Raw genomic sequence first — 20,421 nt, forward strand, 5'->3', positions numbered from 1 at the left:
CCGGGTCGAGTCGCCCGCGACCGACCCGGAGGCGATCGAGGCGGCCGTCGCCGGCCTGGTCGCCGGCCTCGCTGCGCGGCACCCCGTGTCGGCCGTGGGCGTCGGCGCCGCGGGCTACATCGACGCCGACCGGTCCACGGTGCTCTTCGCCCCCAACATCGCCTGGCGCGACGAGCCGCTCGGCGCCGAGCTCGCCCGGCTGACCGGGCTCCCGGTGATCATCGAGAACGACGCCAACGCCGCGGCCTGGGGCGAGTTCCGGTACGGCGCCGGGGGTGACGTCGACGACCAGCTGATGGTCACCGTCGGCACCGGGATCGGAGGCGGTGTCATCACCGACGGCCGGCTGCTCCGCGGCGCCTACGGCGTCGCCGGGGAGATCGGGCACCTCTGCCTGGTGCCGGACGGCCTGCAGTGCGGCTGCGGCAACCGGGGCTGCTTCGAGCAGTACGGATCGGGCTCGGCCCTGGTGCGGGTGACCCGCGAGGCGGCCGCGGGGAGCTCGTTGCTCGCCCGCGACCTGCTCGACCGCGCGGGCGGCGACCCGGCGGCGATCACCGGCCCGCTGATCACCGCCGCGGCGCAGGACGGCGACCGGTTCGCGATCGAGCAGCTCGGCGTGCTCGGGCACTGGCTCGGCCACGGCATCGCGTCGCTGGTCGCCGTGCTCGACCCGGCCGTGATCGTGATCGGCGGAGGGGTGAGCGAGGCCGGCGACCTGCTGCTCGACCCGATCCGGGAGGCGTTCGCCCGAGAGCTCGCCGGCCGCGGCTACCGGCCGCAGGCCGAGATCCGCAGGGCGGTGCTCGGCAACAGGGCGGGTGTCATCGGCGCCGCGGACCTGGCCCGGTCGTAAGGGTCGCGATGCACGCAGGGGTCGACGTCGGCGGGACCAAGGTGCTGGCCGTGGAGCTCGCGGGTGCGGGCGACGACCTGGTGGTCGCGGCCACGGCCCAGGTGCCGATGCCCGGCCGCTCGGCCTCCGAGGCCGAGGTCGAGGACGCGGTGGCGCGCGCGGTCCTGGAGGTCGCCGCGGGACGGCCGCTGACCCGGGTCGGCGTCTCGACCGCCGGCCTCGTCGACCGAGAGGGCGAGCGGGTCCGGTTCGCCGCGCACCTGCCCTGGCGGGACGCCCCGGTGCGGGCCCGGCTCGCCGAGCGGGTCGGCGCGCCCGTCGTACTCGCCAACGACGCGAACTGCGCCGCGCACGCCGAGCTGGTCGCCGGCGCCCTCCGCGGAGCGTCGTCCGCGCTCCTGGTCACCGTCGGCACCGGGATCGGCGGGGCGGTGGTGCTCGACGGCCGGGTCGTGCTGGGCGCGAACGGGATGGCGGGGGAGTTCGGGCACGTCCAGGTCGTGCCCGACGGGCTGCCCTGCGAGTGCGGCCTCCGCGGGTGCTGGGAGCAGTACTGCAGCGGTCGCGCCCTCGAGCGGGTGATGCGGGTGGCGCTCGGCTCCCACCTCGACGGACCGGAGGTGGCGGCCCTCGCCCGCAACGGCGACCCGGTCGCGCGGCAGGCGTTCGCGACCGTCGGCACCTGGCTGGGCGTCGGGATCGCCGGTCTGGTCTCGGCCTTCGACCCGGAGGCGGTCGTGGTCGGCGGCGGGGTCTCGGCCGTCGGCGACCTGCTGCTCGAGCCCGCGCGGCGCAGGCTCCTCGACGCGCTCCAGGCGACGGCCTACCGCGACGTCCCGCGCCTGGTCGCGACCCGGTTCGGCCCGGAGGCGGGCGCCGTCGGCGCCGCCCTGCTCGCCGACCCGGCACGAACTCCGGCCTGAAACCCGCCGACCCGTCGCCAAGTTCGAGCCGGGTCGGTCAGAGGACGGCGCCGTCGTCCCAGGGGGGACGGGGCTCGTCGGACATCCGGACGACGAGGTAGCAGAACCCGCCGACGAACCCGGCGGCCATCAGCAGGCCGATCCAGGTGGGGACGCTGATGCCCAGCACGATGCAGAACAGCACCACGGCCGGTACGCCGAACACCCCGAGCCAGGCGGCCAGCCGGTCGGCCGGCGGGCGGGGGATCGGGGGCGGCTCGGGCGGCACGAACTCGTCGTCCGCGGGGACCTGGTCGCGGACCGCGACCGGCTCCTCGACGTCGTCCGGCTCGAGGACCCGCGGCGTCACGTCGACCAGCGGCTCGTCGTCCGGTTCGAGGACGGCGCGCTCACCGAAGTTCTCGACGATCTCCTGCCACTCGCGTTCGTCGGCCAGGGGCTCGTCGTCGTCGCGGGCCATGCCCCCAGCGTACGGCGTCCTAGGGCGCCGTGACCCGTGCGATGAACTCCGCCGACCGCTCGAAGATGGTCGGGGCGTCGTTGTCGAGGGTGGCCACGTGGTACGACTCCGGCAGCGGCACCACCTCGACGTCGGTCGAGGAGATCCCGTCGAGGATGATCGGCTGCGAGGCGCCGTCGACGACGTGGTCGTCCGGCGACCGGAAGTAGATCAGCGGCGCGGTCACCCGGGGGAGGTCGGCGATCAGCAGGCGCCAGGCCTGGAACAGCGAGTGGATCGCCTTGAGCGGCGTGCGGGTGTAGCCGTGCTCCTCGACGCCGGGCTTCTTGATGTCGTTGGCGATCCCGGGCATCGAGGGCAGCAGGTGCTTCAGGACCGGCAGCAGCTTCACGTCGAGGCGCTTGGTCGCCACCGCCGGGTTGACCACCATCACGCCCGCGATCTGGTCGGCCCGGTCGGCCGCGAGCCGGAGCACGAGCGCGCCCCCCATCGACAGCCCGCCGACCACGACCACGTCGTGCTCGGCCGCGAGCTGGTCGAGCTCCGCGCTGAGGGCGCCGTACCAGTCGTCCCAGCGCTTGGTGTTGAGGTCCTGCCACGACGTCGCGTGGCCGGGGAGGAGCGGGACGCGGACGCCGTACCCCTGCTCGGCGAGGTAGCGTCCCCACGGCCGCATCGACAGCGGCGAACCGGTGAACCCGTGGCTCAGGAGCACTCCGATCCGGCGGCCGCCGGTCAGCTCGGGGCGGGCAGGGACAGCCAGCGGCTCGTACTCCGCGTCGCGGTTCATGGCGCGATTGTGCACCAGTGTCGGCGCCGGCCGCCGAGGCACTAGTCTTGCGGCGTCCGGTCTCGGGGAAAGGGTGCGTGGGTTGTTCTACTGGTTCCTCAAGTTCATCGCGCTCGGGCCGCTCCTCAAGCTCGTGTTCCGACCGCGCGCCGACGGCGTCGAGCACGTCCCGACCGAGGGGCCGGCCATCCTCGCCAGCAACCACCTGTCGTACGCCGACTGGCTGTTCATGCCGCTCGTCGTCCCGCGCAAGGTGAGCTTCGTCGCCAAGGCCGAGTACTTCACCAGCCCCGGCATCAAGGGCTGGCTGCAGAAGACGTTCTTCAGCGGCACCGGCAACATCCCGATCGACCGCGCCGGCGCTGACGCTGCTGCGGGCGCCCTGCTGTCGGCCAAGCGCGTGCTCGGTCAGGGCGAGCTGTTCGGCATCTACCCCGAGGGCACCCGGTCGCACGACGGCCGGCTCTACCGCGGCAAGACCGGCATTGCCCGGCTGGCGCTGGAGACCGGCGTCCCGGTGGTCCCGGTCGCGGTGGTCGGCACCGACGTGGTGGCGCCCCCGGGCAAGAAGTTCGGCCGTTGGACCCGGCCCAACGTGCGCTTCGGCAAGCCGCTCGACTTCAGCCGCTACGCCGGCCTCGAGAACGACCGGTTCATCCTGCGGTCGATCACCGACGAGATCATGTACGAGATCATGCGGCTCTCCGGCCAGGAGTACGTCGACATGTACGCCACCCGGGCCAAGGAGGAGTCCAAGAAGGGCGACTCCGCGAAGGGCGACGAGCAGCGCAAGCTCGCGTCCTGACGCATGTCCCCGAGGGCGCGCACCGTGTCGACGCGCGCGGCGGTCGCGGTCGAGAACCGGATGTTCCGGGCCCTGGCCGTGCTCCGGGTGGTCGTGCTGGTCAACGCGGTCGCGCTGATCGCCTACCGCAACAACTACGACCACCCCACCGCTGGCTGGTTCTGCGTCGCGCTCATGGTCGGCTGGACGATCTACGCGATCGCCACCTACGCGAAGCCGATCCGCCGCACGGTGCGGCTGATGGTCGCCGACCTCGGCATCGCGGTCGGCCTCCTGGTGGCGACGCCGTTCGTCAAGGGCGAGTGGTTCAGCTCGACGATCCCCGGTTTCTGGATCATGGGCGCGCTGCTGGCGTGGGCGGTGCGCTACGGCTGGCGGGGCGGCCTGGTCGCCTCCGTGGTCCTGGGTGGCACCGACCTGCTGATCCGGGCGGACTTCGACCAGGGCAACTACGGCTACGTCTTCCTGATCCTGCTCGGGGGTCCGATCGTCGGCTACCTCGTCGAGTCGCTGCAGCAGATGGCAGCCGAGCGCGACCGCGCCGAGCGCGAAGCGGCGGCCGCCGACGAGCGGGCCCGGCTGGCGCGGGTCGTCCACGACGGCGTGCTGCAGGTGCTGGCGCTGGTCCAGCGCCGCGGCGCGGAGATCGGCGGTGCGGCCGAGGAGCTCGGTCGGCTGGCCGGTGAGCAGGAGCAGGCGCTGCGCACGCTCATCCGCTCCCAGGACCGGGTGACGGCTCCCGACGGACCGGGCACCGAGGACCTCGCCGGCGCCCTCGGGGCGCTGGCCCACCGGCCGGGCGTCGAGGTCGCGCTGCCGGGTGGACCCGTCGAGCTGCCGTCGGCGGTCGTCGCCGAGCTGGTCGCGGTCGTCGGTGCCTGCCTCGACAACGTCACCCGGCACGTCGGCCCGGGCGCGCCCGCGTGGGTACTGGTCGACGACCTCGGCGACCGGGTGGCGGTCTCGGTGCGCGACGAGGGCGACGGCATCCCCGAGGGGCGGCTCGCCGCGGCGCGTGCGGAGGGCAGGCTCGGCGTCAGCGAGTCGATCGAGGGACGCATCCGCGACCTGGGCGGTACGGCGACGCTCAGCACCGGCTCGTTCGGCACCGAGTGGGAGCTCGTCGTACCCCGGACGGAGGGAGGCCGATGACGATCCACACGGGACACCCGTTCGCCGAAGCCGACCCGGACCCGGCCCGCCGGCTGCGCGGCCGGATCGGCGGTGGCGTCACGCTGTGGACCGCTGGCGACGGCGCGGACCGGGCGGGGCTGACCGTCACGTCGCTGATGGTCGCACTCGGGCCGACGCCCGGACTGCTCGCCCTGGTCGACCCCGACAGCGACCTGCTCGCGGAGGTCCGGGACACCGGCCGGGCGGTCGTGCAGCTGCTCACCTGGGCCGACCGGCAGCTCGCCGAGGCGTTCGCCGGGACCGCTCCGGCGCCCGGGGGTCCGTTCCGGCAGGCGGAGTTCGGGGCGACGCCGTACGGCCCGCTGCTGGCGACCGCTACCACCCACGCGCAGGTCTCGCTGGTCGGGGAGCGCGAGATCGGCTGGTCGGTCGAGGTCGAGGTCGCGCTCGACGCGATCACCGTGGGCGACCCGGGACCGTCTGGCGACCGGCCGTTGCTGCACCGCCGCGGCCGGTTCCACACGCTCCCTGAGTAGGGTCCGGTCTCATGGAGGAGCAGCCTCGGGTGCGGGTGATGGTCGTCGACGACCACCCGATGTGGCGCGACGCCGTGGCGAAGGACCTCGACGACGCCGGCTTCACCGTCGTCGCGACCGCGGCGACCGGCACCGAGGCGCTCAACCGGTTCCGGGCGACCCGGCCGAAGGTCGTCGTGCTCGACCTCCAGATCCCGGCGCCGAGCGGCGTCGAGGTGACCGCGACCGTGCTGCAGGAGGATCCCTCGGCCCGGGTGCTGATCCTGTCGGCCTCGGGTGAGCAGGACGACGTGCTGGAAGCGGTGAAGGCCGGTGCGACCGGCTACCTGGTCAAGTCCGCCTCGCGGGCGGAGCTGATCGCCGCGGTGCAGCGGGTCAGCGTGGGCGACAGCGTGTTCACCCCGGGACTCGCGGGGCTGGTGCTGGGGGAGTTCCGCCGGATGGCGCAGGATCCCGGGCCGACGACGCTGCCGGGGGAGCAGCTCACCGAGCGGGAGACCGAGGTGCTCCGCATGGTCGCCAAGGGCATGTCCTACAAGCAGATCGCCGAGCGGCTGGTGCTCTCCCACCGCACCGTCCAGAACCACGTGCAGAACACCCTGCGCAAGCTCCAGCTCCACAACCGGGTCGAGCTGACCCGCTACGCGATCGAGCAGGGCCTGGATGACTGACCCGCCCCGCGACGCGATGACGACCGAGCTGCTCGAGGTCGCCGACGAGCTCTACGCGCTGACGCCGGGCGAGTTCACCGCGGCCCGGGACGCGCGGGCCAAGGAGCTCAAGGGCACCGACCTCGGCAGCGCCGTGAAGGCACTGAAGAAGCCCGGCACCGCCGCGTGGGTGGTCAACCTGCTGGTCCGTCGGGAGTCCGGCCAGGTCGACCAGCTGCTCAACGTCGGCGCCGCGCTCCGTGAGGCGCAGGCCGCGATGTCCGCCGGCGAGCTGCGGACCCTCACCAAGCAGCGGCGCCAGGTGACGGCCGCAGTCACCCAGCAGGCGCGCCACCTGGCCGCGGAGGCGGGCCACAGGGTCACCCAGGCGGTCGCCGACCAGGTCGAGGCGACACTCACGGCCGCGATGGTCGATGCCGAGTGCGGACGGGCGGTGCGCAGCGGTCTGCTGGTGGCCCCGCTGCACACGACCGGCGTCGACCCGGTCGGTGAGCACACGCTCGCCGCGGCCCTGGCCGTGCCCGGGGCGCTCGGCTTCTCGGCGACGGCGAGGGAGGCTCCGGAGCCAGGCCCTCCGGACCTGCGGGTCGTGCCCGACCCCGATGCCGCGGACAAGGCCCGGGCGGCGGCCGCGGAGCGCCGAGACCAGGCCGCGGCGGCGTACGCCGAGGCGGAGGCCGCCCACGCCGAAGCCGTTGCCGACGTCGACCGGCTGTCGGCCCGCTCGCTCCAGCTGCAGGCCGAGCTCGACGAGCTGCGGCGCCGGGTCTCCGACCTGGAGGGCGAGCTGGACGAGATCGACGACGAGCTCGGCGACGCCGAGGACGTCCGCGACGAGGCGAAGGCCGCGCTGCGGACCGCCACCGCGGAGCGCGACGCCGCCCTCGCATTGGTCGAGCGCGTCTCCGGCGCCAACGCAGAGAGCTGACAGGCCGTCCTCGGCGCGCGGTCGGCGGCCGGCGTACGCCTCTCGCCGCGCTGCCGACGAAAGGGCGCTGGGCAAGCTCGGATCGGCAGTTCTGCCCCAGCCGTCACACCGGGCAGGGAGAACTGACACTTGTCGGGCGTTGCGATGCCCGACAAGTGCAGGAATCCCCGGTCGACCGGGGATCCTGCAGCGCTACTCGCCCGAGCCCCGCACGATCCCGAGGATCCGCTCGTCGATCCAGGCGAGGTCGGGGGCGACCCGCATCTCGTAGTTCTCGGTGCCGACCCAGGCGTGGAAGTCGCGGTGGCCACCCTCGGCCGCGAACGACTCGAGCTCGGCCCGCAGGTCGTCGTCGACCGGCACCTTCTCATCGTCGGTGGAAGCAGTGAGGTAGAGGTCGTTGAGGTCGAGCAGGCGGGCGAGCTCGTCGATCGGCGCGGCGTGGTCGTCGACCCGGAGGTCGACGGCGACGTCGTCGAGCCCGCCGTAGCCCGCGCCGTCCTTGACGACCAGGATCGCGGCGGACTGCCGGCCGCGCTTGTCGCCGCCTGCCGCGTCGCCGGCGGTCAGGGACGCGAGCAGCCGGTCCGCGAGAGCGGTGTCGGGGTCGCTCTCGAGCCACGCCTGCTCCATCGCCGCGACGACCTCGGGTCCGGCGAGGCAGTTGCCCTGGATGGCGTAGCCGTCGCCGGTCACGCCGCCCGCCCAGGGGATGCACTGCTGTCCGGTGTGGGAGGCGGCGCCGCCGTCGAGGTCGACGATTCCGACCTGGCGGTCGGCCCGCCCGTCGTCCTCCTCCAACAGTCGTTGGAGGGCGATCGAGGCGGTCGCGCCCTCGTCGAGGTGCGCGAGCGCGAGGCCCTTGTAGGCCACGTTGGCGTCGGCCTGGGTCGCGACGGCGCCGACACCGGCGACCGCCGCGGGAACGGCGGAGCCGACGGCCAGGAACTTCGAGGCGACCGCCACGCCCCACGACTCGCCGTCAGCGGACCGGGCCACGATCGAGAAGGTCATGACGGAACGGTAGCGAGCCCCGGCGTCGGACGGGGTAGGTGACGGCGATCACCGACGCTCGCTACGCTCGCAGCACTTGATCGATCCAACCCCGGAAGAGGGAGCTGTCGGATGCGGGTGGGAGTGCTGACCGGTGGGGGCGACTGCCCCGGCCTCAACGCGGTGATCCGGGCGGTGGTCCGCAAGGGGGTGAAGGAGCACGGCTTCGAGTTCATCGGGTTCCGCGACGGCTGGAAGGGACCGCTCGAGGGTGTCACCATGCCGCTCGGCATCGCCGAGTGCCGCGGGATCCTCCCCCGGGGCGGCACCATCCTCGGCTCCTCCCGCACCAACCCGTTCAAGGTCGACGACGGGGTGCAGCGGATCAAGGACAACCTCACGTCCCTCGGCGTCGACGCGCTGGTCGCGATCGGCGGCGAGGACACCCTCGGCGTGGCGACGAAGCTCGCCGACCTCGGGGTCAAGGTCGTCGGCGTGCCGAAGACGATCGACAACGACTTGTCCGGCACCGACTTCACCTTCGGCTTCGACACTGCGGTCAACATCGCGACCGAGGCGATCGACCGGCTGCACACCACCGCCGAGTCCCACCACCGGGTGCTCGTGGTCGAGGTGATGGGACGGCACGCCGGGTGGATCGCCCTGCACTCGGGGATCGCCGGCGGGGCGAGCACCGTGCTCATCCCCGAGCAGCCGTTCGACATCGACGAGGTCTGCGCGCTGGTGCAGAAGCGGTTCGAGTCCAAGTTCGCCCCGATCCTGGTCGTCTCCGAGGGCGCCGTGCCGCGCGACGGCTCCGGCATGACGCTGCAGAGCGGCGAGACCGACGCGTTCGGCCACGTGCGCCTCGGCGGCATCGGCGACCGGCTCGCCAAGGAGATCGAGCAGCGAACGGGCGCGGAGTCGCGCGCCGTCGTACTCGGCCACGTGCAGCGGGGCGGCACGCCGACCGCGTTCGACCGCTGGCTGGCCACGCGGTTCGGGCTGCAGGCGATCGGGGCCGTCGCCGACGGCGACTTCGGGGTCATGGTCGCGCTGCGCGGCAAGGACATCGTCCGGGTGCCGCTGATCGAGGGGACCGGCGAGCTGAAGCTCGTCAGCCCGGCGGAGTACGCCGAGGCGCAGGTCTTCTTCGGCTGATTCCGTCGATCGACGGATGACAGTGTTCCCCGGCGGGGACAGACTCGTCGGATGTTCGCCTGGAGAGCTCCCCACGCGTTCGACGGCACCCGGTTCCTCCCCGGGGGCGCGACCGTGCTCGTCGAGGGCGAGCGGATCGTCGGTGTCGAGTCGTTCGACTTCCCCGTGCCCGACGGGTGCGCGGTGGCGTCGTACGACGGCACGCTCCTGCCGGGTCTCGTCGACGCGCACGTCCACCTCGTGGCCGACGGCAGCCCGGGCTCGCTCGAGCGTGCCGGCTCGATGACCGCCGAGGAGGTCGACGCCGAGATCGCGAAGTCCCTCGCCGCGCAGGCGGCGCGCGGGGTGACGACGGTGCGCGACCTGGGCGACCGCGACTACCGCACGCTCGCCTTCCGTGACCGCCGGACCGCCGGCCTGCCCCGGATCGTCGCGGCCGGGCCGCCGATCACGGTCCCGGCCGGGCACTGCCACTTCCTCGGCTCGACGGCCGCCACGGCCGACGAGCTGATGAGGGAGCTCGCGGAGCACAACGAGCGCGGCGTCGACGTGATCAAGGTGATGGCCAGCGGCGGGTTCCTGACGCCCGGCTCGGACATGTTCGGAGCCCAGTACGCCGCAGCCGACCTGCGGATCCTCGTCGAGGCCGCCCACGCCGTCGGACTGCAGGTCCTCGCCCACGCCCACTCGATCAACGGGATCGAGGTGGCGCTCGCCGCAGGCGTCGACGGGATCGAGCACTTCAGCGGCATCACCGAGCACGGCCCCGACGTCTCCGACGACCTGCTCGCCCGGGTCGCAGCGGCCGGCACGGTCGTCGACCCGACGATGGGTTTCGACCGAACGCTTCTCGCGATGATGCCGCCACCGCCACCGCAGGTCGCCGAGACCTTCGGACGCATGGGTCTCGACATGATGACCATGTTCGCGAAGCAGCAGGCCACGGTGAGCCGGATGCGCGAGCACGGCATCCGGGTCGTCCCCGGTGTCGACTCCGGCGCGATGCCGCTGAAGCCCCACGGCGGCGCCTGGATCGCGGTCACCGACCTGTTGCAGTGCGGCTACTCGGTGGACGAGGCGCTCGCCGCCGGCACCTCGGGCGCGGCCGACGCCTGCGGGGTCGGTGACGTGACCGGACGGCTCGCCGCGGGGTACGGCGCCGGCCTGCTCGTCGCCGACGGCGACCTCGCGCGTGNCGGGGTACGACGCCGACCTGCTCGTCGCCGACGGCGACCTCGCGCGTGATCCGGCCGGCCTGGGCCGTCCGCAGGCGGTCCTGGCCCGAGGATCGCAGGTCTGACCCTGTCGACCCCGCCGGACGACGCAGCTGCCGAGCAGCCACACGAGCTCAAGCGGGTCATGGGCCCGTGGTTGCTGCTGCTGTTCATCGTCGGCGACATCCTGGGCGCAGGCGTGTACGCCGTCACCGGCCAGATGGCCGGCTACGTCGGCGGCATGCTGTGGCTGCCGTTCCTGTGCGCCTTCGTCGTGGCCGCGCTCACCGCGCTGTCCTACCTCGAGCTGGTGACCAAGTACCCCCAGGCGGCCGGCGCCGCCCTCTACACGCACAAGGCGTTCGGCATCCACTTCCTGACCTTCATGGTCACCTTCGCGGTGGCCTGCTCCGGCATCACCAGCGCGTCGACGTCGGCCAACACGCTGGCCCAGAACCTCTTCCAGGGCCTCGCGCTCAACGGCGTCTGGGAGACCGCCGACGAGACCGGCGCCACCGTCAGCGCTGTCGACTCCGCCGTCGTGACCGCGGTCGCGATGGCGTTCATGGTGCTGCTGGCGCTGATCAACCTGCGCGGCGTGGGGGAGAGCGTCAAGTTCAACATCGTCCTGACCGTGGTCGAGATGGCTGCGCTGACGATCGTGATCGGCGTCGGCTTCTGGGTCGTCCTCCGCGGCGAGGGCGCGTCGGTGTCCGAGCTGTTCAGCTTCGACGACTACCAGGACATGGGCTTGCTGTTCGCCGTGACGGCGGCGACCTCGATCGCGTTCTTCGCGATGGTCGGCTTCGAGGACTCGGTCAACATGGTCGAGGAGACGAAGGACCCCGAGCGGCTCTTCCCCCGCGCGATGCTCGCCGGCATGGGGGTGGCTGCCCTGCTCTACATCCTGGTCGCGATCTCCGTGGTCACCGTGCTGACCGAGGCCCAGCTCAAGACGATCTACGAGGAGGAGGGGCGGGCACTCATCTCGGTGGTCACGATCGGCGCACCCGACTTCCCGATCGACAAGGTGTTCCCGTTCCTGGCGGTCTTCGCGGTGGCCAACACCGCCCTCATCAACATGCTGATGGCGAGCCGCCTGGTCTACGGGATGGCGAAGCAGCGGGTGCTGCCGCGGCAGCTCGCGGCCGTCCTCCCGGGCCGGCGCAGCCCCTGGGCGGGCATCGCGTTCACCACGGCGCTGGCGCTCGGGCTGATCCTCTACCTCCGTCTCGCCGACCCCGGGGGCAACGTCGTCGGCAACCTGTCGTCGGTGACCGCGTTCCTGCTGCTCTGCGTGTTCGCGATCGTCAACGTCGCCTGCATCGTGCTGCGCGGCCGGCGCGGTGAGGACGTCCCGACCTTCTTCACCTCGCCCGGCCCGCTGCCGGTGGTCGCCGCCGTCCTGTGCCTCTACCTCGCCGGCCCCTGGGTCGATCGCGACCTGATCGTCTACCAGATCGCGGGCGGGCTGCTCGCCGTCGGCGTGGCGCTGGGGATGGTCACGTTCGTCGTCAACCGGGCGACCAACCAGGACGACGCGGACCCGCGGTACGCCGACCTCGAGCACCTGGACGTCGATCCCACGGACGACCCGCGATAGCGCGGCGACGGCGCGAGCGCCGTACCCTTGTTCAGTGACGCAGATCCCGACCCTCGAGCAGCTGCACGCCCTTGGCGCCGCGCAGCAGCCGACGTACGACGACCCGGCTGCCGTGGCTGCCGCCGTCGCGCGGCTGCGGACCTTGCCGCCGCTGGTGTTTGCGGGCGAGTGTGACGACCTCAAGGCCAAGATCGCCGCGGCGAGCCGTGGCGAGGCGTTCATCCTCCAGGGCGGCGACTGCGCGGAGACCTTCGTCGACGCCACCGCTGACAACGTCCGCAACAAGCTGCGGGTGCTGCTGCAGATGGCGGTCGTGCTGACGTACGCCGCCTCGGTGCCGGTCGTGAAGGTCGGCCGGCTCGCGGGTCAGTACGCCAAGCCGCGCTCGTCCGACATGGAGACCCGTGGTGGCGTCACGCTGCCGGCCTACCGCGGTGACGCGGTCAACGGGTTCGAGTTCACCCCCGAGTCGCGTCGTCCCGACCCGCAGCGGCTGCTCGACGTCTACCACGCGTCGGCCTCGACGCTGAACCTCGTGCGTGCGTTCACCACCGGCGGCTACGCCGACCTGCGCCAGGTGCACACCTGGAACTCCGAGTTCGTCCGCAACAGCCCCGTCGGCCAGCACTACGAGGCGATGGCGGCCGAGATCGACCGGGCGCTCACCTTCATGAAGGCGATCGGCGCCGGAGACCCCGACGAGTTCCACCGGGTCGACTTCTACTCCTCGCACGAGGCGCTGCTGCTCGAGTACGAGCACGCGATGACGCGCATCGACTCGCGGACCGAGACCCCCTACAACGTCTCGGGCCACATGGTCTGGATCGGCGAGCGGACCCGCCAGCTCGACGGCGCGCACGTGGAGTACTTCAGCCACATCAACAACCCGATCGGCTGCAAGCTCGGCCCGACCGCGACCGCAGACGACGCGCTCGCGCTCGCGGCGAAGCTGAACCCGACCAACGAGCCCGGCCGGCTGACGTTCATCACCCGGTTCGGCGCGGGCCGGATCCGCGACGGCCTGCCGCAGCTGGTCGAGAAGGTCACCGCCGAGGGCGTCGACGTCGCCTGGGTCTGCGACGCCATGCACGGCAACACCTTCGAGACGTCCAACGGCTACAAGACCCGGCGGTTCGAGGACGTCCTCGACGAGGTCCAGGGCTTCTTCGACGTGCACCGGGCGCTCGGCACCGTCCCCGCGGGCATCCTGGTGGAGAACACCGGCGACGACGTCACCGAGATCATCGGCGGCGGCGAGGAGCTGACCGAGCACGGCCTCGCGCACCGCTACGAGTCGGTGGTGGACCCGCGCCTCAACCGGGTGCAGTCGCTGGAGCTGGCCTTCCAGGTCGCGGAGATGCTGCGCCGCGCCTGAGCCGGGTCCTATGGTGGCGAGATGCGCATCCGATCGCTCCTCGCGCCGGCGGGCCTCGGCGCTGCCGCGCTGCTCGCCGCGCTCGCCACGGCTCCGTCCGCGGTCGGTGGCGCCTCGACCATCCTCGCCTCCGGCACCAGCTTCTCTCCTGCCAACACCTCGGTCGGTCAGGGCACCTCGGTGACCTGGTCCTTCCAGGGCACCCACACCACCACGTCGGACCAGGGGTTCTGGAACAGCCGCTCGCGGTCGACCGGCGCGACCTACACCAAGGGGATGCCGTCGGCGGGGAGGTTCCCCTACCACTGCACGATCCACGCCGGGATGAACGGCAGCATCGCCGTACCCCTCAAGTCGAGCGGCTCGGCCGCCAGCGGCTGGACGCTGCGGTGGTCGGCCTCGGCAGCGCCCGCGGGCCGCGCCTTCGACGTGCAGTTCCGGCGTCAGGGCACGACGAGCTGGCAGTCCTTCCGCACCAACACGACTGCCGCGACGGGGCTCTTCAACCCCGCACGGACGGGGACCTACCAGCTGCGCGCGCGGACGACGAACACCGCGGCGAGCCCCGACAAGGAGTCCGGCTGGTCTGCCGTCATCTCCCGGCAGATCTCGTGATCGACCTCCGCTCCGACACGGTCACCCGGCCGGGCGAGGCGATGCGCGCCGCGATGGCGCACGCCGAGGTCGGCGACGACGTGTACGGCGAGGACCCGACCGTCCGGCGGCTCGAGGAGCGGGTCGCCTCGTTGCTCGGGCACGAGGCCGCCCTGTTCACGCCGACCGGGTCGATGGCCAACGTGCTCGCAGTGGGCCTGGTGGTGGCGCCGGGCCGGGAGGTGTTGTGCGAGGCGCGCGCCCACATCGCCCGCGCCGAGCTCGGCGCGCACGGCGCCGTCAGCGGGGTGACGATGCGCACCTGGTCGCACCCGCGCGGCCAGATCGACCTGCCGGCCATCGAGGACCTGTTCGCGCCGGACCTCGGGCCGTTCTTCGTGCCGACGTCCGCGATCTCGGTCGAGAACACCCACAACTTCGCCGGGGGAGCGGTGCTCCCGCTCGCCGACCTGAAGTCGTTGCGGGCCTTCGCCGACTCGCAGGGGGCCGCGGTCCACCTCGATGGCGCGCGGATCTGGAACGCCCACGTCGCGACCGGCGTCGCGCTCGAGGAGTACGGCGCCGCGGCCGACGTCGTCTGCGTCTGCTTGTCGAAGGGGCTGGGTGCGCCCGTCGGCTCGCTGCTGGTCGGCCGTGCCGACCTGGTGGTCGAGGCGCGGGTCCGGCGCAAGCGGCTCGGCGGTGGGATGCGGCAGGTCGGCATCCTCGCCGCTGCTGGCCTCTACGCCCTCGACCACCACGTCGAGCGCCTCGCCGAGGACCACGCCAACGCCCGACTGCTGGCCGAGGCGTGCGGGGTCGACCCGGCCGGCGTCGACACCAACATCGTCGCGTTCGAGCGTCCCGACGCCGCCGCCTTCGTCGCCGCCGCCCGCGACGCCGGCGTGCTGGTCGGCGCCGTCGGCGCCCGCACCGTCCGCCTGGTCACCCACCTCGACGTGAGCCGGTCGGACGCGGAAGCGGCCGCAAGAGTGCTCGCCGCCCTCTGAGGCCGAAGCCGCCCGGCCCTGCTGTGGTCCGGACCGGTGGTCGAGGAGGTCGCCCTGGCGACCCGTCACGAGACCTGCTGCTCCCGGTGGTCGAGGAGGTCGCGCCGGAGACCCGTCACGAGACCTGCTGCTCCCGGTGGTCGAGGAGGTCGCCCTGGCGACCGTCACGAGACCCTGTGCGGGCTTGTTGCGGCCTGCTCGTGGGGGAGCGGAGGGACAAGCGGACGACGTGGTGGCCCGCCGTCGCTGGTTGCGGTGCGGTCCCCCTGGCCCTGCCCGGGCTTCAGGAGGCCTGAGGTGCTTGCTGTGGTTGCGGAAGGGGCGGGTACGACGACAGGAAGGTCGCGGTAGCCGCTGGTCGAGGTAGGCCGAGCGGTGCTGTGCCGCTGGTTGAGGTGCGAGCGAAGCGAGCCTCGAAACCAAGGCACCCCCGGTGGTCGAGGAGGTCGCCCTGGCCCTCGCTGGTCGAGGAGGTCGCCCTGGCGACCGTCACGAGACCAAAGTGACATCGCAAAACAATCCACAATCTCTCGAACAGATGTTTCATTCCGAACTCGATCGAGCTAGAATGGAGCCCTCTCGGGAAGGAACATCGTGGTCGCACAGCTCGTCCCCCAGCCGCACCCGATCCTGGCGTGCGCCGACCAGGTGCAGGCCGCGGTGGCCGGGGTGCGGGACGTGCAGCCGCTCTACCTGGCCCCGGCCGACAAGACCACCGCCCTGATCGAGCTCGGCCGCGCGACCGCGGCGCTGGAGGAGCTCCGGCTCCGCGTGCTGGCCAGCGCTGGGGATGTCGCGGAGGCCGCCGGTGCCCGTGACATCGGGTCCTGGGCCGCCTGCATCACTCAGGCCGAGCCGTCCACGGCTCGTGCCGACGCCCGGCTCGCAGAGGCGCTGGACCGCCGCTGGACCCGCGTCGCCACCGGGATGGCCGAAGGCCTCGTGGCGCTCGCGCAGGCCCGGGTCGTGGTCGCAGCTCTGGAGGCGTTGCCGGCTGATCTGGACCAGGACTTGCTGGCCGATGCTGAGATCAAGCTGGTGGAGTGGTGTGGCGAGTTCAACCCCTCCGAGCTGCGCCGCCTCGGGCGCCGGATCCTCGAGGTCGTCGCTCCCGAGATCGCCGAGGCCCACGAAGCCAGACTCCTCGAACAAGAAGAGCAACGGGCGCGGGAGAAGACCAGCCTGCGCACCAAACGACTCGGCGACGGCTCCACCCGCACCACGATCGTGCACCCCGACCTCGACGCCGACCGGCTGCTGACCTACCTCGACGCCTACACCAGCCCCTGCAAAGCCGACGACGCCCTGACCGGGGAAGAAGACCGCATCCCGCGCCACCGCCTCCTCGGCCAAGCCTTCGGCGCCTTGCTCGAACACCTCGACCCCGCGAAGCTGCCGGTCCACGGCGGTGATGCGACCACCGTCATGGTCACCATCCCCCTGGCCCACCTGACGCAGGAGCTGGCGACCGCAGGGGTGATCGACGGCGACCTGTCCGCCGGGGCGAACCTGACCGCCACTCAAGCCAGGCGGATGGCGTGCACCGCGGGCATCATCCCCGTGGTGTTGGGCGGGAAGGGCGAGATCCTCGACCTGGGCCGCATCCGACGGCTCTTCTCGCCCCCGCAACGCAAGGCAATGCGCTACCGCGACCAGCGGTGCCGAGCCGAGGGCTGCACGATCCCCGCGACCTGGTGCGAAGCACATCACTTGAAACCCTGGTCCAAGGGCGGGCGCACCGATCTCGCCGACGGCGTACTCCTCTGCTCCTTCCACCACCACCGCGCCCACGACAGACGATTCCAAGCAGACAAGCTCCCCAACGGCGACCTCCGATTCCACCGCCGCCCCTAGCCACGCAGCAGCACAGCGTGCGTCGACGAGCCGCCCCCTACTGCCGAATAGCGATCGCCGGTCCATGAATGGCGTCCTCTGACAGAATCTCGCCGCATGGGCTCGTGGGGCACTGGAATCTTCAGCAACGATGACGCGTCGGACGTTCGTGAGGGCTTCCGAGACTTGATCGCTGAAGGCGTCGCGCCTGCCCAAGCCACTCAGCGTCTCGTCGAGGAGTACGGCGTCGGCCAGAACGGACCCGACGACAACGACTTCTGGTTTGGGCTGGCGAGCACTCAGCACCGTCTCGGACACATCGTGCCCGAAGTGATCGGCCGCGCCTTCGACCTCATAGACGACCCGAGCGAGTTGGCGAGGTGGGAACCTGCTCAACGGACTCGGCGCAAGGCCGCGCTGAACAAGCTCCGGGATGAGTTGCTCCAGCCAGCGCCCGATCCGAAGAAGCTCCGCCCACGGCGCAAGGGGACGACCTCCCTCGAGCCGGGCCAGCACGTCGTGATGCCGCTCCCCGGCGGACCGGTGCTCTTACGAGTTGTGAGAATCCACGAGGACAAGAGTGGCCGCGCACCCGTCGTGGTGGTCGTTGACTGGGACGGGCAACAGCAGTCCCTTCGCGATGCACACCGACTTCCAGCGGTTCTTGCCCCGATGCCTCTCCGGGAAGATGAGGCGATGGGTTTCATCGTCTTCGGTGAGCCGTCGGACCCGGATGAGGTTCAGGTCCTACCGCAGCGAGTGGACGAGCGCACTCCGACCAGACGCTGGTACGCACAAGTGGTCACTCGATGGTCCGAACTTGGGCGCTTCTTCGGGCCTGACGGCGCGCCCCAGTCTCCGTAGACCGTCCGCTCTTGCCGCCACGAGCTCGATCGTGCCGAGTTGAGTGTGATCGTGCGAGACCCGGGTCCGCCGCTGTTGTCATAGGTTTGCGCGGTGATCGACGACGTGCTGGAACGAGAGTGGCAGTTGCTCTCGAAGGCAGACCCCGCAGCGCGGGCCGCGCTCGCTGCAACGAATGCCGACGCTGCTTACGAAGCACTCTTCATCTGGTCCCGAAACGAATTGCTCGACGACCCGCAGTTGTCCCACACCGGCGACCTCTTCTGCGCTTGGGCCGAACTCGAGGATCTTTACGAGATCGGTCGTTCGACCCCCGAGCAGTTTCATTCCGTTGTTCGCGCCGCGGCGGAGAGTTGGCTATCACGACCGTCGGTGCAGTCCAGCGAGTGGCTCGAACGGTGGGTGACCGACACGCGTAACGCTGTTGCTGCACGGTTCAAAGCGGACGGGACGATCCTCGACGGCAAGCCGTTCTGACCACCGCACGCGCTGGCCAAATCGGTTACGCCCGGGGCTAGCGGGCTTTCAGTCGCGTGCGGCCACACCGCGATTGTTCACCCAATGCAGGTACGCGGACAGGTACATGTGCGCGCACCGCTGCGCCTTGGGCAGCCAGTCGAGCAGCTCTGCAGGCTGTTCCTCCGCCTTAGGCACGTGGCCGAGTGTTGAGTTGCGCAGGTCGGTCAACTCGCCCGCAGTGCGCGTGACGTCCTCATCAAGCCCGAAGGTTCGACCTGCCTCCTTCACACGGCGATGCATCCCCCGTGAGTGAAGCGCTTGCAACTTCTGGGCGGCCACCTTCACCGCCTGGACCTTGTCGGCCACGGATTCCGCGTGGTCCAGCCCAACCTCCAGGTTGTCGATCAGGGGCTCCATTTCGTCCGATGCTGGTCTCAGGGGATAGAAGCGTTCGATCCGATCGGAAATTCGCTCCAGCACGAAGAAGTACGTCAGCAGAGCCGCGCGCACGTCAGCCGGGTCGTCCGCATGGGAATAGAGACGGTGGTTGCCCCGGTACATGTCTGCCGCGGCGCGCCGGGCCGTGTAATCGTGCTCCGCTGCCCAGATCACGCCGGCCGCCTCGTCGGAGTCGATGGCCTCTGCGTCGTGCTGCTGAGCCGCGAAGTAGTGCACCTCGGCGTCACTTCGGCGGGGTAGCCAGGCCTCGGGCTCACCGGCGGCATGGAAGGCAAGTGGCACGCCCACCAGCGGGCTGCCGGCGATCGCAGATATGGCAGCGAGGCGGTTCGGTAGGACCTCGCGCTCCACCGCAGGCATCGCGTCGTCGGGATGGTCGACACGTACCGGGACCTGAAAAACAGCTCGTGAGTGGGCGCGGGTCCGCCGGGCAATTCCGGTGACCCACGTTCCGCTCGACATCCGTGCCTCGACGATGCCTGGCGGATCTAACCGCTTGAATGACTCGGGAACATCTTGAGTGATTCGGAACCAGTTGTCCCCGCTGGTGTCGCCGCTTGTGATGTTGGGAGGCAGCACGGTGCCCGCGACATAGCCCCAAATGACGTACAGATCTCCGCTGCTGTCGTCCATGTTCTTTACCCTGCCATGGTCGGTCGACAGCGCGCTCCGCACCTTGGTTCGGCGGGCTGCTGATCAGTCGAACGACGAGCGACCAGCCGCGCGGCTGGAGATCGCTAAGAGTAGTTCCACGGTCTCAGCCGTCCGGCGCCGGCGGGCATTTCGTGGCCGCTTTCAGCAGCGGACATGTGGCTCGCGCAACCTGCGATACGGAACGTCGCGATCTCTCGCCTTGGCCGAACCGTCCCTCAGGAACTGCGGCACGGCCTAGCCTCACGCGGACGGCCCCTCTGCTGCCGAGCAGCGGGCACCCATCAGGTCGGCTGCTCGCCCCACCACGGTTCGGTGACGACGACTCGATGCCGACCGCCGAGGGCTGCACGGACCTCACCGAGGAGCCGCCGCCCTTCGGCAAGCCAGGCCTCGTCGCCAGCGCCTTCAAGCGGAACCTTGTCCTCCGCATAGGCGGCGTTCCAATCAGTCAACTGCGCCGCCAACTCGTCGCCGAGACCGAGCGATGGGACATCAACTGGCTTGCCGTCCTGGGTCCACAGGGGGCCAGGTCCGTAGTCAGGCCAGAACTCCAAGTCGGTCACGCTGACAAGTCTGACGGCACCGTTGGGTATCCGCTATTGCCGCCCGCCCGCCCTCCCTCGCCCAGCCCGCTTCGCGCACCCAACCCTCGCTCGCGAGCCAACTCCCCAGCCAATGGATCTCGTCGTCCTCGGGCACCGGGAAGTGAAAGTTCGGGTCGTCTTGCTCGACCTCGTACCCGAGCCGAATAGATGCCGCCAGTTCGCTGCTGATGCGGTCGTAGTCGCTCACAAGGATCAGTCTGCCGTCCGCCCGCTACTGCCGCCCTGCGTGCGCGCGCAGCGGCACGCTACTGCCGCCCTGCGTGCGCGCGCAGCGGCACGCTACTGCCGCCCTGCGTGCGCGCGCAGCGGCACGCTACTGCCGCCCTGCGTGCTCGCGCAGCGGCACGCTACTGCCGCCCTGCGTGCGCGCGCAGCGGCACGCTACTGCCGCCCTGCGTGCTCGCGCAGCGGCACGCTACTGCCGCCCTGCGTGCTCGCGCAGCGGCACGCTACTGCCGCCCTGCGTGCTCGCGCAGCGGCACGCTACTGCCGCC

The 20,421-nt window shown here is 71.4% G+C and carries 22 protein-coding genes; 16 read left to right on the forward strand and 6 right to left on the reverse strand.

Annotation, left to right across the window (positions count from 1 at the left end):
- Together H0488_RS12395 and H0488_RS12400 are read left to right on the forward strand one after the other, a co-directional pair.
- Window positions 1–856 (forward strand): ROK family glucokinase (locus H0488_RS12395; protein ID WP_183099587.1); only part of this gene is annotated, 856 nt, incomplete at its 5' end.
- An 8-nt stretch (window positions 857–864) separates the two neighbouring features.
- Window positions 865–1,779, forward strand: a complete 915-nt coding sequence (locus H0488_RS12400; RefSeq protein ID WP_183099588.1) for an ROK family protein — start codon at window positions 865–867, stop codon at window positions 1,777–1,779.
- A 37-nt stretch (window positions 1,780–1,816) separates the two neighbouring features.
- On the opposite strand, the gene H0488_RS12405 is transcribed toward H0488_RS12400, so the two are convergent.
- Window positions 1,817–2,239, reverse strand: a complete 423-nt coding sequence (locus H0488_RS12405) for a hypothetical protein (protein WP_183099589.1) — start codon at window positions 2,237–2,239, stop codon at window positions 1,817–1,819.
- A gap of 19 nt (window positions 2,240–2,258) precedes the next feature.
- Window positions 2,259–3,029 carry an alpha/beta hydrolase gene (locus tag H0488_RS12410; protein ID WP_183099590.1) on the reverse strand — a complete coding sequence of 257 codons (771 nt, stop codon included), beginning with the start codon at window positions 3,027–3,029 and terminating at the stop codon, window positions 2,259–2,261.
- 82 nt (window positions 3,030–3,111) lie between these two features.
- Between H0488_RS12410 and H0488_RS12415 the strand changes: the two genes are divergently transcribed.
- The 5 genes from H0488_RS12415 to H0488_RS12435 are packed head-to-tail and all read left to right on the forward strand — an operon-like array spanning window position 3,112 to window position 7,103.
- The gene (locus tag H0488_RS12415; protein WP_246371983.1) at window positions 3,112–3,834 is read left to right on the forward strand and encodes a lysophospholipid acyltransferase family protein; all 723 of its coding nucleotides are present in this window, start codon (window positions 3,112–3,114) and stop codon (window positions 3,832–3,834) included.
- Between the two features lie 24 nt (window positions 3,835–3,858).
- Window positions 3,859–4,986 carry a MacS family sensor histidine kinase gene (macS, locus tag H0488_RS12420; protein ID WP_312856311.1) on the forward strand — a complete coding sequence of 376 codons (1,128 nt, stop codon included), beginning with the start codon at window positions 3,859–3,861 and terminating at the stop codon, window positions 4,984–4,986.
- Window positions 4,983–5,504, forward strand: coding sequence for a flavin reductase family protein (locus H0488_RS12425; RefSeq protein ID WP_183099593.1), 522 nt, complete (start codon window positions 4,983–4,985; stop codon window positions 5,502–5,504). The genes macS and H0488_RS12425 overlap by 4 nt, the downstream gene beginning before the upstream one ends.
- An 11-nt stretch (window positions 5,505–5,515) precedes the next feature.
- A complete protein-coding gene (locus tag H0488_RS12430; RefSeq protein ID WP_183099594.1) occupies window positions 5,516–6,175 on the forward strand; it encodes a response regulator in 660 nt (219 codons plus the stop codon).
- Window positions 6,168–7,103, forward strand: a complete 936-nt coding sequence (locus H0488_RS12435; RefSeq protein WP_246371986.1) for a hypothetical protein — start codon at window positions 6,168–6,170, stop codon at window positions 7,101–7,103. Before H0488_RS12430 ends, H0488_RS12435 begins: the two co-directional genes overlap by 8 nt.
- A gap of 192 nt (window positions 7,104–7,295) precedes the next feature.
- Here the strand turns inward: H0488_RS12435 and H0488_RS12440 are convergent, their stop codons facing one another.
- The gene (locus H0488_RS12440; RefSeq protein WP_183099595.1) at window positions 7,296–8,117 is read right to left on the reverse strand and encodes a DUF1028 domain-containing protein; all 822 of its coding nucleotides are present in this window, start codon (window positions 8,115–8,117) and stop codon (window positions 7,296–7,298) included.
- 111 nt (window positions 8,118–8,228) lie between these two features.
- Between H0488_RS12440 and H0488_RS12445 the strand changes: the two genes are divergently transcribed.
- The 9 genes from H0488_RS12445 (at window position 8,229) to H0488_RS12485 (ending at window position 18,227) form a co-directional block, all read left to right on the forward strand.
- A complete protein-coding gene (locus H0488_RS12445; protein WP_183099596.1) occupies window positions 8,229–9,257 on the forward strand; it encodes a 6-phosphofructokinase in 1,029 nt (342 codons plus the stop codon).
- Window positions 9,258–9,308: 51 nt separating this feature from the next.
- On the forward strand, window positions 9,309–10,502 hold the full coding sequence (locus tag H0488_RS12450; RefSeq protein ID WP_183099597.1) for an amidohydrolase family protein: 1,194 nt from the start codon (window positions 9,309–9,311) through the stop codon (window positions 10,500–10,502).
- A gap of 114 nt (window positions 10,503–10,616) precedes the next feature.
- Window positions 10,617–12,074, forward strand: a complete 1,458-nt coding sequence (locus H0488_RS12455; protein ID WP_183099598.1) for an APC family permease — start codon at window positions 10,617–10,619, stop codon at window positions 12,072–12,074.
- A 34-nt stretch (window positions 12,075–12,108) separates the two neighbouring features.
- Complete coding sequence (locus H0488_RS12460; protein WP_183099599.1) at window positions 12,109–13,449, forward strand: class II 3-deoxy-7-phosphoheptulonate synthase; 1,341 nt, start codon at window positions 12,109–12,111, stop codon at window positions 13,447–13,449.
- Between the two features lie 21 nt (window positions 13,450–13,470).
- Window positions 13,471–14,064, forward strand: coding sequence for a cupredoxin domain-containing protein (locus H0488_RS12465; RefSeq protein ID WP_183099600.1), 594 nt, complete (start codon window positions 13,471–13,473; stop codon window positions 14,062–14,064).
- Window positions 14,061–15,053, forward strand: a complete 993-nt coding sequence (locus tag H0488_RS12470) for a threonine aldolase family protein (protein WP_183099601.1) — start codon at window positions 14,061–14,063, stop codon at window positions 15,051–15,053. The genes H0488_RS12465 and H0488_RS12470 overlap by 4 nt, the downstream gene beginning before the upstream one ends.
- Before the next feature lie 594 nt (window positions 15,054–15,647).
- Complete coding sequence (locus H0488_RS12475; RefSeq protein WP_183099602.1) at window positions 15,648–16,907, forward strand: HNH endonuclease signature motif containing protein; 1,260 nt, start codon at window positions 15,648–15,650, stop codon at window positions 16,905–16,907.
- Window positions 16,908–17,003: 96 nt separating this feature from the next.
- Window positions 17,004–17,750, forward strand: coding sequence for a hypothetical protein (locus H0488_RS12480; protein WP_183099603.1), 747 nt, complete (start codon window positions 17,004–17,006; stop codon window positions 17,748–17,750).
- Between the two features lie 93 nt (window positions 17,751–17,843).
- Complete coding sequence (locus H0488_RS12485; RefSeq protein ID WP_183099604.1) at window positions 17,844–18,227, forward strand: hypothetical protein; 384 nt, start codon at window positions 17,844–17,846, stop codon at window positions 18,225–18,227.
- A gap of 48 nt (window positions 18,228–18,275) precedes the next feature.
- Here H0488_RS12485 and H0488_RS12490 read toward each other — a convergent pair whose 3' ends face one another.
- The 3 genes from H0488_RS12490 to H0488_RS12500 all read right to left on the reverse strand — a co-directional run bounded on the left by H0488_RS12490 (window position 18,276) and on the right by H0488_RS12500 (window position 20,114).
- Window positions 18,276–19,301, reverse strand: coding sequence for a hypothetical protein (locus H0488_RS12490; protein ID WP_183099605.1), 1,026 nt, complete (start codon window positions 19,299–19,301; stop codon window positions 18,276–18,278).
- Window positions 19,302–19,603: 302 nt separating this feature from the next.
- Window positions 19,604–19,885, reverse strand: a complete 282-nt coding sequence (locus H0488_RS12495) for an immunity protein CdiI family protein (protein WP_183099606.1) — start codon at window positions 19,883–19,885, stop codon at window positions 19,604–19,606.
- Window positions 19,860–20,114, reverse strand: coding sequence for a hypothetical protein (locus H0488_RS12500; RefSeq protein WP_183099607.1), 255 nt, complete (start codon window positions 20,112–20,114; stop codon window positions 19,860–19,862). Before H0488_RS12500 ends, H0488_RS12495 begins: the two co-directional genes overlap by 26 nt.
- Between the last annotated feature and the right edge of the window lie 307 nt (window positions 20,115–20,421).

The sequence above is a fragment of the Nocardioides pelophilus genome (genome assembly GCF_014180685.1).
GTDB lineage: Bacteria > Actinomycetota > Actinomycetes > Propionibacteriales > Nocardioidaceae > Nocardioides > Nocardioides pelophilus.

Excerpts from the sequence above, each read along its gene's own strand:
- H0488_RS12400 (WP_183099588.1), top strand. The coding sequence starts at position 865 with ATGCACGCAGGGGTCGACGTCGGCGGGACCAAGGTGCTGGCCGTGGAG.
- H0488_RS12405 (WP_183099589.1), bottom strand. The coding sequence starts at position 2,239 with ATGGCCCGCGACGACGACGAGCCCCTGGCCGACGAACGCGAGTGGCAG.
- H0488_RS12410 (WP_183099590.1), bottom strand. The coding sequence starts at position 3,029 with ATGAACCGCGACGCGGAGTACGAGCCGCTGGCTGTCCCTGCCCGCCCC.
- H0488_RS12425 (WP_183099593.1), top strand. The coding sequence starts at position 4,983 with ATGACGATCCACACGGGACACCCGTTCGCCGAAGCCGACCCGGACCCG.
- H0488_RS12430 (WP_183099594.1), top strand. The coding sequence starts at position 5,516 with ATGGAGGAGCAGCCTCGGGTGCGGGTGATGGTCGTCGACGACCACCCG.
- H0488_RS12435 (WP_246371986.1), top strand. The coding sequence starts at position 6,168 with ATGACTGACCCGCCCCGCGACGCGATGACGACCGAGCTGCTCGAGGTC.
- H0488_RS12440 (WP_183099595.1), bottom strand. The coding sequence starts at position 8,117 with ATGACCTTCTCGATCGTGGCCCGGTCCGCTGACGGCGAGTCGTGGGGC.
- H0488_RS12445 (WP_183099596.1), top strand. The coding sequence starts at position 8,229 with ATGCGGGTGGGAGTGCTGACCGGTGGGGGCGACTGCCCCGGCCTCAAC.
- H0488_RS12455 (WP_183099598.1), top strand. The coding sequence starts at position 10,617 with ATGGGCCCGTGGTTGCTGCTGCTGTTCATCGTCGGCGACATCCTGGGC.
- H0488_RS12465 (WP_183099600.1), top strand. The coding sequence starts at position 13,471 with ATGCGCATCCGATCGCTCCTCGCGCCGGCGGGCCTCGGCGCTGCCGCG.
- H0488_RS12480 (WP_183099603.1), top strand. The coding sequence starts at position 17,004 with ATGGGCTCGTGGGGCACTGGAATCTTCAGCAACGATGACGCGTCGGAC.
- H0488_RS12490 (WP_183099605.1), bottom strand. The coding sequence starts at position 19,301 with ATGGACGACAGCAGCGGAGATCTGTACGTCATTTGGGGCTATGTCGCG.